The sequence below is a fragment of the Streptomyces murinus genome (assembly GCF_002154555.1).
GTDB lineage: Bacteria > Actinomycetota > Actinomycetes > Streptomycetales > Streptomycetaceae > Streptomyces > Streptomyces murinus.
On sequence record NZ_MUNF01000228.1, the window covers coordinates 1 to 14,574 of the forward strand.

A 14,574-nucleotide genomic window follows, 5' to 3' on the forward strand; every position below is an offset into this window, starting at 1 on the left:
GCAGGGCGGCCTCGATCTCGCCGGGCTCGATCCGGAAGCCGCGGATCTTCACCTGCCGGTCGAGGCGGCCCAGGAACTCCAGTTCCCCGTCGGGGGTTCGGCGCGCCCGGTCCCCGGTGCGATACAGGCGGGCACCGGCCGGGCCGAAGGGATCGGGGACGAAGCGGGTGGCGGTCAGGCCCGAGCGGCCGAGGTAGCCGCGGGCCACGGCGTCACCGCCCACGAACAACTCGCCGTCCGTGCCGGGCGGTACGGGTCGCATCGCCGGGTCGAGCACATGGGCCCGGGTGTGCGGCAGGGCGTCGCCGATCGTCGGAGTGCCCCGGCCTGCGGTGAGCGGCCCGGTCCAGGTGGCGACGATGGTGGCCTCGGTCGGGCCATAGGAGTTGATCATGCGGCGGCCGGGTGCCCAGGTGTCTACGAGCCCGGCCGGGCAGGCTTCGGCGCCCACGATCAGCGTGCGCAGATGGCGCCCCGTGCCGGTCTCGGGCCCCGGCAGGGTGGCGAGCGCGGCCGGTGGGATGAGGGCGTGGGTGATGCGGTGCTCGTCCAGGACGGCGGCGAGTTCGTCACCCAGCCAGGGGCCGTGCGGCGGTACGACGAGGGTGGCACCGCACAGCACCGAGATGAACAGCTCCAGTACGGAAGCGTCGAAGCTCGGCGAGGAGAACTGGAGCACCCGGTCCCCGGGGCCCACGGCGTACCGCTCGGCCGCCGCGGTGACGAAGCCGCCGATGCCGCGGTGGGTGACCGTCACGCCCTTGGGGGTGCCGGTGGAACCGGAGGTGTAGATGACGTACGCCGCGCTGTCGGCCCCGACCCGCGCCCCGACGGCCACCCCGCCGTCGCGCTCCCCCGCGGGTTCCGCGCCGTCGCGGGCATCAAGCGACGCGCCGCCCCGACCGGAGGCATCGAGGGTGACACCGGACTCGGAATCATCGGCACGCACTCCGCCGGCCGGCTCTCCCACGGGCTCCGCACCATCGCGAGCGCCGGCCGACACGCCGACCCGACCAGGGACACCGAAGGTGACGGCGGACGCGGATTCATCCGCACACGCCCCGACGACCGCCCTCTCGCCCCGCTCCCCCACGGGCTCCGCCTCATCGCGGCCGTCGAGCACCTCGCCCACCCGGCCCACGTCGTCGAGGGTGACGGCGGGTGCCGCGTCGGTGAGCATCAGGGCCCGGCGCTCGGCGGGGTAGCCGGGGTCCACGGGCAGGAAGGCGGCACCGGCCCGGGAGACGGCCAGTTCGGCGGCGATGAGTTCCATGGAGCGCGGCAGGACCAGCGCGACCACCCGGTCGGGCCCGGCGCCCCGGCGTATCAGATGTGCGGCCAACCGGTCGGCTCGATCGGCCAGTTGACGGTAGGTCCAGGTCCGTCGGCCGTCCGTGAGGGCCGGTGCGTCCGGGGTGCGGGCCACCCAGGCGGCGAACAGCGCGCCGAGCATCGGGTGCGCCCCGGCCGTGCTGCTCTCCGCCGCGCCGGTGGGGCCGGAGCGCGGCAGGGCGGGCGCCGATGCGGGCTTGTCGTGCGGGTCCGTCATGGGTGTAGTCCTTTGGAGAGCGGGACGATGCGGCACGGGCCAGGAGGGCGAGCCGGGCCCACCGCGGGGGCGGCGCGCTGGAACGGGAGCACACCGGGTGTGTGCGGCGGTGCGGGACGAGCGGGGCTGCCGGTACCGGTCGGGGTGACCGGTACCGGGGTGTGACGGGCGGCGGGGTGACCGGGCGCGTGCCGATTCCACGCGCTGGCGGGCGGCCTCCGGGCGACCGGGTGACGGCCACGCCGCCATGCCGGGTGGTGCGGCGGGCGGTACGGCGGGATCCGGGCCGGGTACGCGCCGCCGGGCGGACCGCGCGTACCGGTTACGGGCGCCCCGCTGAAGGCGGGACCGGAATCCGAGCGGGGGCGGGTACGACGGGCCCTCTGCCGGACATCCGTCGTACTCCTACTGGAACCGGGACCGGGGCCGGACGCTGGCACCTGGACCGGGCCTGGGGCCGGCGTCCGTCCGTGTCATGTCCGGGGCCGGGCACCGAGCCCGGGCCGACCGGGCTCCGGCGCCGAGACCGACACGCGGTCCGGCCTGCCCCGCCGTGTCCCCTCGTTCAGCCGTCGTCGGTGCGGCGCGCCGTGCGGCCGGATATCTGTATTCGGTCGATGCTCCCGGTGACCGGGTCGCGGTGGAAGCGGCCGCCGGGCTCCAGGCTCCCGGTGGCCGGATCGCGCAGGTCGCACGACAGGTCGGCGTAGCAGACCAGCGGGAGCGCCAGGTCACCGTCCACGGACAGCGCGGGCTCGCCGTCCGGCCCGGCCGTGACGCGGTAGGCCGTGGTGCCGTTGCGGTACGTGCCCACGCAGTCGGGCAGGGCGGCGCGGCGCCCTCCGTCCACGGGGTGTCCGCCGGCGGGCACCCGGATGCCGGTCAGCCGGGCGAGTTCCCCGGTGAGGTCGCGCCACAGCGCGGTCGCGCCGCCGGCGTTGCCCGTGAAGGCGACCACCACCCCGCTCTCCGGGTCGATGCGCAGATGGCAGGACGTGCCCTGGGCGTTGCCGTCGTGGCCGTACCAGGCACGGTCGCCCCGCTGGTACTGGGCGAGCCCGGGGCTCCAGCCGTCGGCCAGGGCGCCGGGCCGGGCGGCGGGTTCGGGGCGGCGCATGTCCTTGGCGACGGCGGGCGGCAACAGGTCGGAGCGGCCGATCAGCGCGTTGCCGAACGCGGCCAGGTCCGCGGCGCTCGCGAGCAGCGCGCCGGCCGGTGCCTCCAGCGGTGCCAGGTTCTGCCGGGCCGCGAGCGCCTGTCCGGTGGCGGTGTTGACCGCGTGTCCCGCGGCCACGGGACGGGCGGGCACGGCGTCGCCGATGAACGCCGGTACGACACCGAGTGGTTCGAGCAGCAGCGTCCGTACCGCCTCGGCCCACGGCATTCCGGTGACGGTCTCCACCAGCCGTCCAGCGGCGACGTAACCGGCGTTGGAGTAGGAGAAGTCGGTGCCCGGCGGGAAGAGCAGGTCATGGGCGGTGCACACGGACGTGAGGTAGCGGGCGGCGGTGGTCGCCGCGGCGGTGTCGGAGTCCGGCCCGGTGGGCAGCCCGCCGGTGTGGCTGAGCAGTTGGCGGATCGTCACTTCGGGGACGGAGCGCAGCTCCTGGAGATGCTCGGCGACGGGCTCGTCCAGGTCCACGTCGCCGTCGTCGGCCAGCAGCATGACCAGGGCGGCGGTGAAGGGTTTGGTGAGCGAGCCCAGGGGGACGGCCGTCTCCCCCGTGAGGAGGGTGCCGGTGGAGACGTCGGCGGTGCCGGTGTGTATGGATATGACGTCCGTGCCGGTGTCGAGGACGAGTTGCGCGCCGGGCACCCGATGGGTGCGGGCGAGCGCGTCGAGGCGGTCCCGCAGTTCCCGGCGTAACAGCGAGGGTGTCCGGGAAACGGGCGGAGCGGCGGGGATGGTGTACGGCATGAGAAGGGGACTCCCGTTGGATGGGTCTCATGTGCGGGTGTTACGGACCGGCCCGGGTGTGAGCGGTACGGGGGCCGACCGGTGCGCTTCGTGCGCCGTGGTCTACGCTCTGCCGACCTCGACGGGCAGCTGCCGGACGCCGATGAGTACGGCGGGGTTCTGATAGGTGATGTCCTCGTGAGACGGGATCACCAGGGTGCGGAATCGTTCATGCAGCATGTTCAGGGCGATCCGCGCTTCCAGTCGGGCCAGCGGCGCGCCGAAACAGAAGTGGATGCCGTGCCCGAAGGTCAGATGGGGATTGGGTGAGCGGGTCACGTCGAAGACATCGGGCGCGTCGAAGCGGGCGGGGTCCCGGTTGGCGGCGCCCAGATGTGCCATCAGCAGGGTGTCGGCGGGGATCTCGTGACCACCGAGGACGACGGGCCTGGTCACCCGGCGGCCCAGTTCGGGGAAGGGGGGCAGCCAGCGCAGCACCTCCTCGACGGCGGTGGGGATGCGCGGCGGATCGGCGCGCAGCGCAGCGGCCGTCTCGGGGTAGCGGTCGAAGGTGACGACGGCGTTGCCCAGCAGTGCGGTGGTGGTGATGTGCCCGGCGACCAGCAGCAGCGCCACGAAGCCGACCATCTCCTGGTCCCGCAGGCGCACACCGTCCACCTCGGCGGCGATGAGTCTGCTGGTCAGGTCGTCACCGGGGGCGGCACGGCGGGCGCGTATGTAGTCCAGCATGTAGCTGTTCATCTCGCGCACGGTGGGGGCAATGGCTTCCAGCGCCCGTTCCAGATCGGCCATGTCCGGTGCCTCGCCGAGCTGGTCGCCGCCGAACAGGACGCTCGCCCACTCCTGGAAGAGCCGGTGTTCCTCGGCGGGGATGCCGAGCAGTTCGGCGATCACGATGATCGGCAGCGGATAGGCCAGCGTGTCGACCAGGTCGAACCGGTCCTGGTCGGCGACCCCGTCCAGCAGCCGGGCGCAGACGGCCTCGATACGGGGTTCGAGTCCCTGTACGACCCGGGGGGTGAACGCCTGGCTGACCAGGGTGCGGAGCTTGCGGTGCTCCGGGGGGTCCATGCCGACGAAGTTGCCCTGGGTGAAGGTCTCGAAGTCGGGCTGGGTGGGGCTGAGGGCGGAGAGGTCCGAGGAGTACGTCGCCGGGTCGGCGAGCACGGCGGCGACGTGCTCGTGGTCGAGCACCTGCCAGACGCCCTGCGCCTCGTCGTGCCGTACCGGACCGGCCTCGCGTAGACCTCGCCAGCGGTCGGGTAACTCCTCCAGGAGGAGCCGTCCGACCGTCGGTTGCCTGCTGATCACCTTGTCTCCTTGCTTGCGCGTGCGGGCACGAAGGAGCCACACACACGGGGAATGGCGCGAACCGGCGCGGGCCGGCCGGCGAAAGATCTCGGGCACCGCCGCGCGACCGTCCGGACGGGAGCGGCGCGTGGCCCGTGTGGCGTGCTGATGACGTGCCATGGAGCGGCGGGACGGTCAGATGCCGTCGGTCCGCTGCCGGGATGGACCGGAATCCGTCAACACATACGGCGCAGGACGCGGCGGCTGCGCGGCCGGCCGCGGCCCCGCGGCGAGCCCGGTCGTACGGCGCACCAACCCGACATAGCCCATCCCCCTTGGCGAAACCTCCCGCGCGATGATGGCGCGGGACCCTCCCGGTTCGTATACGGACAACGGGGCCGAGGGCCCCAACTCCTCGGAACGCGGTATGACGATACGCAATCGTGGAGCATGCCGCCCCATGAATGGCATGATGCGCACCCCGTCACACCTTCGTTTCGATGGATCCCGGCCACAGTCTTCACGGTGAGTCACACGGAAGCAACCCCCTGAAGTTGAACGGAGAGTACTCTGCCGGTGTTTTTGCGTCACCGCCGAGCAATCTCCGACGGGCCGCGCACGCGCACGAGATCGCGGCCGGATCGTCGCCCCCGCGGGTGCCCCGGCGCCCCACCCGCAAACCGGCCGCGCCAAAAAATCTCCGCCCGAACCCGGACCGGGACGGCGCGCGCCGCGGCGCGGTCTCGGCGCGGCGCAGGGCGACACACTCGGACTCGATGGCCGAACCCGGCCCTGATCTGGGGTGATTATCCGACAGTAGGGGTCCCTCGCATGCCACTTCGGAAGAGAAGCGCGATATGCCAGGGGCACTCCCCACAACCATCCGACCCGCCACCGCACCCCGCTCGCCCCTGCCGCACCACTTGACAGCCTCCGGACGGGGGAAGCAAAGGTTCCGGCCGGAGCGCCCGATTTCAGCCAACCTGGCGCGTCGGGGGCGCATTTGGCGAACCCACTCACCACTCGCGCTCCCCCAACGCGATCGAGCGCGCGCCGTACGGCGTCCGGCCCGGCGCGCCGGTCTGGTCGGGAACGCGACGGGTGCCGGTGCCCGCGCCTTTCCGCGCGGGCACCGGCACCCCGAGGCGGCTCCCGCGGTGCCGCCTTGTCCGGAGCGGGGACGTCAGGACGCCAGGTACGCCTCCACCTCGCTGAACTGCCCGGCCGGCCAGCCCGTGTTGGCGCTGACCGACAGCCGCAGGTAGCGCAGGTTCGTGCCGCTCGGCAGGGACACCGTGGTGGTGTTGCCGGTGGCCGGGTCGAAGCGGTAGTCGTGGGCGCCGACCACGGTGGAGTAGCCGGAGCCGTCGGTGCTGCCGAGCACGGTGACGGTCTGGGTGCGGGCGCCCCACGCCGAGGACGGCGGCAGCTTCAGCACCAGCCGGCGTACCGCGTACGACGAACCGAGGTCGACCGTCAGGGACTGCGGGAAGGCGTTGTTGGCCGACTCCCAGTACGAGTTGGCGTCACCGTCGACCGCCTTGCCCGGCGTGTAGACGTCCTGGGAGCCGGTCGCGGTGGCCGGCCTGCCCTTGGCGAGGTTGCGGCCGGGGTCGGGCGCCGGGTTGCCCTGGCCTGGCTGGGGCCAGCTGGAGCAGTCCGACCAGGTGCTGGACCAGCCGGAGTTGCCGCCGCCGTCGGTGAGCGTGAAGGAACCGGAGTTCGCCGGGTACGGGCAGTTGTACACCCCGGCCGAGCCGACGCCGCTGGCGGTGACGTTCTTGAACGTGGCCGCTCCCTGTGCCTCCCCCTGCACCACCACCGTGCCGGTGTTCCGCACCGTCGCGCCGCTCACATTGACGTTCCGCACCGGATAGCCCTGCCCGCCGCCGGAGACGAACTCGAAGGCGCTGTACGGGCTGTCGGTGATCGTCGTATCGGTGATGTTCACGGTGGCGTTGATGGCGCTGTCGTACGAGTCGACGCGCAACGCGCCCATCGGATGGCTCCAGTTGGGGTTCATGGCGCCGGCGCGCACCAGCGTGTTGCCGTCGACCGTGATGGTGCCGGACAGCGGCGAGAACGGGTCGAGGAACTTCTGGTTGGAGATGGCGATGCCGCTGCCCAGGGAGTTGGTGTCGGAGACCAGGTTGCCGCGCACCGTGATGTCGGTACCGCCGTAGATGGCGATGCCGTTGGCGAGGTTGGGCTGGGAAATGGTGTTGTTCTCGAAGCTGGAGTCGGTGTCCGGGCCGTACAGCGACCACATCGCGAGGGAGTCGTCGCCCTGGTTGCGCAGGAAGTTGTCGCTGACCCGGACCCCCTTGGCGGTGCCGTTGAGGTTGATGCCGTCGGCGGTGGTGTCGAGGATGCGGTTGTTCTCCACGACCAGGTTGTCGTTGGTGCCGGTCAGCCACAGGCCGCACTTGAGGTGCTGGATCCACATGCCGGAGACGGACGAGCCCGGGCCGAGGGAGCCGTTGACGAAGTTGTCGGGGCTGGAGTCGACGCGCTCGGTGACCTCGCCGATCACCGCGAAGTCCTTGATGTGGACGTTCCCCGCGGAGCTGGACTGGTCGATGAACCGGGAGGTGTGCACGACCGAGTACCAGCCGCCCGCCCCCTGAAGGGTCACGTTCTGTACGCCGCTGAGGGAGGAGGTGAGCCTGTAGTCGCCCGGCGGGATCCACACGGTGCCGCCCTGGGCGGCGGCGATGGCGTCCCGGAAGGCCTGGGTGGAGTCGCCGTTGCCGCTGGGGTCGGCGCCCTTGGAGACGACGGACACCGAACCGGAGGGCTGCGCGGCGGCCGCGGCGACCTGCTCGAAGTCGGCCACGTCCACGGTGACCTGAGTGCCGGTCGCCACGAACGCGACCTTGTCCCCGGCCTGGAGGTTCTGGCCCAGCAGCAGCCGGGCGTCGTCGAAGAAGTGATGCGTCCTGCTGCCGGCGATCCAGCCGGTGTCGACGTAGGAGTACTTGGACGTCACCGGGAGGGTCTTGGCCAGCTTGGTGCCGTTGACGTACACGTCGAGCGAGCCGGACTGGCCGTCCGGGACGCTGTAGGAGACGTTCACGGCGTTGGCCGCGCGCGGCACGGTGAACTCCACCCGCTGGCCGGAGGTCAGCTGGACGGCCTGCCGCCCTGACGCCTCAGAGGCGAGCGTGCCCTGGGTGTAGTCCGGCCCGATCTTCGTGCCGGTGGTGGTGGCCGACTCGGCCTCGACCGAGGTGAAGGGCAGGGTGGCCCCGGCGGCCGCGTGCGCGGCGGGCGCCGCGACGGCGACGAGCATGCCGGCGGCGAGGGCCACGACCGCCCCTATGGCCGGCATGCGCCTGACATGACTGACGGTGCTGGTGTGCATGAGCTGTTCCCTTCGTGGTGGGGGTGCGCGGGACAGCGGTGCGCCGCGGCTCAGGCGTGCAGCCAGACCGCGGTGTCCTGCGGCAGCCGGCCCGATTCGTCCAAGGGGCCGCTGCTGAGCAGGAGTTCGGAGTGCGCGGGCAGGTCGGCGGGGGTGGCGGAGAAGTTGACCGCGCAGATCGCGCCGCCCGCGCGGGAGAAGGCGAGGACGCCGTCGGGGGCGGGGAGCCAGGTGAGGGGGCCGGTGCCGAGGCGGGGCCGCAGGGCGATGGCCCTGCGGTAGAGGGTGAGCATGGAGTCGGGGTCGCGCTCCTGGCGGTCGGCCGCGTACGACGGCCAGTCCTCCGGCTGCGGCAGCCACGGCTCGCCCCGGGAGCCGAAGCCCGCGTACGGCAGACCGGCGGCCCACGGCAGCGGTACCCGGCAGCCGTCACGGCCGGGGTCGGCGCCGCCCGAGCGGTGATACATCGGATCCTCGATGCGCTCGACCGGGATCTCCGCCTCCGGCAGCCCCAGTTCCTCCCCCTGGTACAGGTACACCGACCCGGGCAGTGCGAGGGAGAGCAGGGCGGCGGCCCGCGCCCTGCGGGTGCCGAGTGCCGGATCGGTCGGGGTGCCGAAGGCCTTGGTGGCGAAGTCGAAGGCGGTGTCCTCGCGGCCGTAGCGGGTGATCGTGCGGGTGACGTCGTGATTGCACAGCACCCAGGTGGCGGGAGCGCCGACCGGGGCGTGTTCGGCGAGGGTGGTGTCGATGGCGGCGCGCAGCCGTCCGGGGTGCCAGGGGCAGGACAGGAAGGAGAAGTTGAAGGCGGTGTGGAGTTCGTCGGGCCGCAGATAGCGGGCGAAGCGTTCGGCGTCGGGGAGCCAGACCTCGCCGACGAAGACACCGCCGTAGGCGTCGGCGACGGCACGCCAGGAGCGGTAGATGTCGTGGAGTTCGTCGCGGTCCACGAACGGATGCGGCTCCGGGCGCGTGGCGAGGTCCGGGAGGCCGGGGTCCTTGGCGAGCAGGGCCGCGGAGTCGATGCGGACACCGGCGACCCCTCGGTCGAACCAGAAGCGGAGGATGTCCTCGTGCTCCTGGCGGACCGCCGGGTGGGCCCAGTTGAGGTCGGGCTGTTCGGGGGTGAACAGGTGCAGGTACCAGTCGCCGTCGGGCAGCCGGGTCCACACCGGTTCGGTGCTGCCGGCGAACTGTGACGGCCAGTCGTTGGGCGGGAGTTCACCGTGGGCGCCGCGCCCGGGCCGGAAGTGGAACAGGTTCCGTTCGGGGCTGCCGGGGCCGGCGGCGAGGGCGGCACGGAACCACGGGTGCTGGTCGGAGACGTGGTTGGGGACGATGTCGATGATGGTGCGGATGCCCAGTGAGCGGGCCTCGTCGATGAGTTTCTCCGCCTCGGCGAGCGTGCCGAACGCCGGGTCGATGGCACGGTAGTCGGCCACGTCGTAACCGCCGTCCTTCATCGGCGACCGGTACCAGGGGTTGAACCACAGTGCGTCCACGCCCAGTTCGGCCAGGTAGGGCAGCCGGGAGCGGACGCCCGCGAGGTCCCCGGTGCCGTCGCCGTCGCCGTCGGCGAAGCTGCGGACGTAGACCTGGTAGATGACGGCGGAGCGCCACCACTCGTGGTCGCTGAAGGCATGGGTGGGCTGTCCCACTGGGCTTTGCCTTTCTGTAGACGGGCGGTCGGCGGACGTGCGCTCGGCCTCAGCCCTTGGTGCTGCCCGCGCTGATCCCGGCGATGATGTGCCGCTGGAAGACGAGGAACAGCGCCACCATGGGGATGCCGGCGATCACCATCGCGGCGAGGAGCACGGTGAGCTGGATGTTCTGCGACAGCTGGACCAGGGCCACGCTGATCGGCTGCTTGTCGGTGTCGGAGAAGACCATCAGCGGCCACAGGAAGTCCTGCCAGACGGCGACCAGCGCGAAGATGGACACGACGCCGAGGACCGGCCGGGACATGGGCAGCACGACGGACCACAGGGTGCGCAGTTTGCCGGCGCCGTCGATCTCGGCGGCCTCCAGCACATCGCGGGGCAACTGGTCGAAGAACCGCTTGAGCAGATAGAGGTTGAAGGCGTTGGCGACCGCCGGGAGCCAGATGGCGAGGGGGTCGTTGAGCAGGCTGGTGTGCAGCAGCGGCAGATCGGCGACGGTGAGGTACTTGGGTACGACGAGTGCCTGGGCCGGCACCATGAGGGTGGCGAGGATGCCACCGAGGATGACCTTGCCGAAGGCGGGCCGCAGCTTGGACAGGGCGTAGGCGGCGGCCGTGCAGAACACCAGCTGGAGGGCCCAGGCACCGGCCGCCTGGACGACGGTGTTCCACAGGTGCTGCGGGAGTTGCATCAGGTCCCAGGCGTCGGTGTAGGCGCCGGTGTGCCAGTGCCGGGGCACGAGCGTCGGTGGGGTCCGGGCCACCTCGTCGGGGGACTTCATCGCGCCGGTGACCATCCAGTACACCGGGAAGAGGAAGGCCAGCGCGAAGAGGACGACGACGGCGGTGAACACCGTCCAGTAGATCGCTCTGCCGCGTGGGCGGGCGAGGGTGGCCGGGGAGATCAGGGTGCGGGTGGCGGTCATGCGGTGTCCCCCTCGCTCCGGGTGAGCCGCAGATAGATGGCGGAGAAGACCCCGAGCAGCAGCAGGAGCATGACGCTGAGGGCGCAGGCGCCGCCGAAGTCGTTGTAGAGGAAGGCGTATTTGTAGATGAGGTAGAGCACGGTGACGGTGGCGCTCTCGGGGCCGCCGCCGGTGATGACGAACGGTTCGGTGAACACCTGCATGGTGGCGATGATCTGAAGGAGCATCAGCATCATGATCACGAAGCGGGTCTGCGGGACCGTGATGTGGCGGATGCGCTGGAGGAGGTTCGCGCCGTCGAGTTCGGCGGCCTCGTACAGCTCGCCGGGGATGGACTGGAGGGCGGCCAGATAGACGAGGACGGTGCCGCCCATGTTGGCCCAGGTCGCCACGATCACCAGGGAGACGAGCGCGGTGTCGGTGCCGTTGGACCAGTTCGAGGTCGGCAGGTGGACGAAGCGCAGCGCCTCGTTGGCGAGTCCGGCTCCGGGGTCGTAGAACCACTTCCACAGCAGGGCGCTGACCACCGGCGGGATCATCACCGGCAGGTAGACCACGACTCTGAAGAAGGCCTTGGCGTGCCGGAGTTCATTGAGGACGAGGGCCAGCAGGAAGGGTACGGCGAAGCCGATGAGCAGGGCGAGCAGCGTGAAGCAGAGGGTGTTGCGCCAGGCGGCGGCGAAGTCCGGGTCGTGCCAGACGCGGGTGAAGTTGGCGGTGCCGACCCACTGGGGCGGGGAGCCGGGGGTGTACTTCTGGAAGGCGATCACGACGGCGCGGATCGCCGGGTACCAGGAGAACAGGACGAAGCAGAGCAGGCCGCCGAGGAGGAAGGCGTAGGCGCGGACCTGGTCGATCAGGCGGCGCCGGCCCCGGTCCCCTGCCGGGGCCGGCGCCGGGGCCGGGGGGACGGCCCTCGCCGTCCGCTGCCGCTCGGCCGTCTTCGTCATGGCGGTCAGCTCCGGGCCAGAATGCTGTCGATCTTCCCGGACGCGTCCTTCAGGAGCCCGTCGATGTCGGCGTCCTTCTTGGTGAGGACGGCGGAGACGGTGCCGTCGAGGACGGAGTAGATCTGCTGCGCGTCCGGCGGCTCGATCTTCATCCTGAGCTTGGCGTTGCCGTCGAGGAAGCTCTGGTAGTTCTGCACCGGGACGTTGGCGTTGGCCTTCTTGATCTTCTGGTCCTCGGCGTCGGCGGCGCCGGTGAACAGGCGTGGCTCGGGCAGGCCGACGGGGGCGTTGTTCCGCTTCGCGCGGGCGTAGTCACCGAGGAAGCCCTTGCCCGGGGTCAGATACATGTGTTCGAGCCACTTGAGGCCGGCGCGGATCTGGGCGGGCGAGTCGTGCTTGTTGAACATGTAGCCGTCGCCGCCGATCAGGGTGCCCTGTCCGCCGGGCATCGGGCCGATGGCGATGTCGTCGTAGCTGGCACCCTTCTCCTTGACGAGGATCGGGATGTTGTCGGGGGCGGCGAGGTACATACCGAGCTTGCCCGCGCCCATCATCTGCTGCGCGTCGTTGATGACGAGGAGCTGCTTGCTGCCCATGGAGTTGTCGTTCCACCGCATGTCGTGCAGGTTCTCCAGGACGGCGTGGCCCGCGGGGGTGTCGACGGTCGCCTTCTTGCCGTCGGCGCTGACGACGTCGCCGCCCTGCGAGTACAGCTCGGCGGTGAAGTGCCAGCCGCCCTGGTTCTGGGCGCTGTAGTCGGCGTACCCGACGGTGCCGTCGCCGAGGGCGGCGATCTTCTTGGCGTCGGCGCGGACCTCGTCCCAGGTCGTGGGCGGCTGGTCGGGGTCGAGGCCGGCCCGCTGGAACAGGGCGCGGTTGTAGATCAGCCCCATGCTGTATCCGGTGCGGGGTATGCCGTAGACCTTCCCGTTCACCGTGTAGATGTCCCGCAGCTGCTTCTGCAAGGTGCCGTAGCTCTTCAACTCCTTGAGGTACGGCGTGAGATCGGCGGCCTGGTTGATGTCCACGACATGCCCGGCGTCGGTGAAGTACGTGTAGAACACATCCTCCATCTGGCCGCCGGCGAGTTTGGCGTCGAAGGTCTTGGGGTCCTCGCAGGGGAAGGCGTCGTGGGTGACGACGTCGATGTCCGGGTTCTGCCGCTCGAAGGAGGCGACGTCCGCGTCGAAGAACTTCCGGTCGGTTCTGGAGCTCTTCGGTGGCTCGCAGTTGACGGTGATGCGCGTCTTGCCGCTCGCCGAACCGCCGCCGCCCGAACCGCAGGCGGTGGCGGCGAGGGCGAGGGAGGTGCAGACGCCGATCGCGACGAAGGTGCGGCGGAACCCGGTGCTTGTCATTCGATGGACCCCTCGGTGGCACTCATACGGGAGCTGCGGGCGCGGCACACTCAAGCACCGCCGACAAGGGTCCGCAAGATGTCGCGCGACTTCTGTAATTATTTGACAGTCGCGCGGATGTACCGGATGCGCACCGGCGCCTCAGTCGTGCGGCGCCTGCCCGGTCGAGCCGCGCACCACCAGTTCGGGTTCGAACAGCAGCTCCTCGGCGGGTACGGCGGTGCCGCCGATCTGCGCGTTCAGCAGTTCCACGGCCGCGCGCCCCATGGCCTCGATGGGCTGGCGGACGGTGGTGAGCGGGGGCTCGGTGCAGTTCATGAACGCCGAGTCGTCGTAGCCGACGACGGAGATCCGGCCCGGGACGTCGTAGCCCTTGCGCCGGGCGGCCCGGATCGCGCCGAGGGCGAGGGGGTCGCTGGCGCAGATGATGCCGGTGACGCCCCGGTCGATCAGCCGTGCGGCGGCGGCGTGGCCGCCCTCGATGGAGAAGATGGCCCGCGCGACCCGCTCTTCCGGCAGGCCGCCGGTGAGGGCGTGCGCGGCGGCCAGTTTGCGGGCGGAGGGCATGTGGTCGCCGGGGCCGAGGACCAGCCCGATGCGCTCGTGGCCGAGCGAGGCGAGGTGCCGCCAGGCCTGTTCGACGGCGACCGCGTCGTCACAGGACACGCCCGGGAAGCCGAGGTGCTCGATGGCCGCGTTGACCAGGACGACGGGGATGTTGCGGTCGGCGAGCCGCCGGTAGTGGTCGTGCGGGGCGTCGGCCTGGGCGTAGAGGCCGCCGGCGAAGACGACGCCGGACACCTGCTGCTGGAGCAGCAGTTCGACGTAGTCCGCCTCCGAGACGCCGCCCTTCGTCTGGGTGCACAGCACCGGGGTGAGCCCGAGCTGAGCGAGTGCACCGCCGATGACCTCGGCGAACGCGGGGAAGATGGGATTCTGCAACTCCGGCAGCACCAGGCCGACGAGCCGGGCCCGTTCACCGCGCAGCTGGGTGGGGCGCTCGTAGCCCAGGACGTCGAGGGCCGTCAGCACCGCCTGCCGGGTGGCATCGGAGACCCCGGGCCTCCCATTGAGCACCCGGCTGACCGTGGCCTCACTGACCCCGACCTTCTTCGCCACTTCCGCAAGTCGTCGCGTCATGCGCGCAAGAATAGCGCGGTCTACGTAAGCGGCTTGCGTAAAGTTGTACGGCGGAAGCCGGGCGCGCGGCCGCCCGAGCAGGGCTGCGGAGCGGGGCCTGACGGGCGGTCACCAGTTGGCGACGGCTATGGGGTCGACCTCGCAATGAGCGATCTCCTCGACGTGCCCACTGCCGATGACGAAAACCCGGTAGGTCGTCCTGCCTTTCGCGGGTACCGACACCTGATCGCCCGCGCTTATGACGACGCGGCCGCGCCCGTTCTTGAAGGTCATCTTCACGAAGAAGACAGCGTCGCGTCCGTTCGGGTTCCTGACCTCGACGGTCGCGTACGGATCCGCCATGCTCGCGCATCGCACGAGCGCCGCGGTGCCGTTCTTGAGGGGCCGGGGGGTGGCGGAGGGGGACGCCGTTGAGGTGG

At 71.2% G+C, this 14,574-nt stretch carries 9 protein-coding genes and 1 pseudogene; all 10 read right to left on the reverse strand.

Annotation, left to right across the window (positions count from 1 at the left end; translation table 11 throughout):
- The coding region (locus CCN72_RS15500; protein ID WP_143664109.1) for an amino acid adenylation domain-containing protein at window positions 1–1,549 on the reverse strand (1,549 nt) is incomplete at its 3' end.
- A 565-nt stretch (window positions 1,550–2,114) separates the two neighbouring features.
- Window positions 2,115–3,467, reverse strand: a complete 1,353-nt coding sequence (locus CCN72_RS15505; RefSeq protein ID WP_086808018.1) for a serine hydrolase domain-containing protein — start codon at window positions 3,465–3,467, stop codon at window positions 2,115–2,117.
- 102 nt (window positions 3,468–3,569) lie between these two features.
- Window positions 3,570–4,778 (reverse strand): cytochrome P450, encoded by a 1,209-nt coding sequence (locus tag CCN72_RS15510; protein ID WP_086808019.1) that lies wholly within the window; start codon window positions 4,776–4,778, stop codon window positions 3,570–3,572.
- A gap of 1,162 nt (window positions 4,779–5,940) precedes the next feature.
- Entirely contained in the window at window positions 5,941–8,121 is a 2,181-nt protein-coding gene (locus tag CCN72_RS15515) for a discoidin domain-containing protein (RefSeq protein WP_086808020.1), read from the reverse strand.
- A 50-nt stretch (window positions 8,122–8,171) separates the two neighbouring features.
- Window positions 8,172–9,779 (reverse strand): glycoside hydrolase family 13 protein, encoded by a 1,608-nt coding sequence (locus CCN72_RS15520; RefSeq protein ID WP_086808021.1) that lies wholly within the window; start codon window positions 9,777–9,779, stop codon window positions 8,172–8,174.
- A 49-nt stretch (window positions 9,780–9,828) separates the two neighbouring features.
- Window positions 9,829–10,707 carry a carbohydrate ABC transporter permease gene (locus CCN72_RS15525; RefSeq protein ID WP_086808022.1) on the reverse strand — a complete coding sequence of 293 codons (879 nt, stop codon included), beginning with the start codon at window positions 10,705–10,707 and terminating at the stop codon, window positions 9,829–9,831.
- Window positions 10,704–11,657, reverse strand: a complete 954-nt coding sequence (locus CCN72_RS15530; RefSeq protein ID WP_086808023.1) for a carbohydrate ABC transporter permease — start codon at window positions 11,655–11,657, stop codon at window positions 10,704–10,706. The genes CCN72_RS15525 and CCN72_RS15530 overlap by 4 nt, the downstream gene beginning before the upstream one ends.
- A gap of 5 nt (window positions 11,658–11,662) precedes the next feature.
- Complete coding sequence (locus CCN72_RS15535) at window positions 11,663–13,015, reverse strand: ABC transporter substrate-binding protein (protein ID WP_086808024.1); 1,353 nt, start codon at window positions 13,013–13,015, stop codon at window positions 11,663–11,665.
- 141 nt (window positions 13,016–13,156) lie between these two features.
- Window positions 13,157–14,155 carry a LacI family DNA-binding transcriptional regulator gene (locus CCN72_RS15540; RefSeq protein WP_202441852.1) on the reverse strand — a complete coding sequence of 333 codons (999 nt, stop codon included), beginning with the start codon at window positions 14,153–14,155 and terminating at the stop codon, window positions 13,157–13,159.
- Window positions 14,156–14,263: 108 nt separating this feature from the next.
- Window positions 14,264–14,574: pseudogene (locus CCN72_RS15545) on the reverse strand (hypothetical protein); the annotation flags it as partial.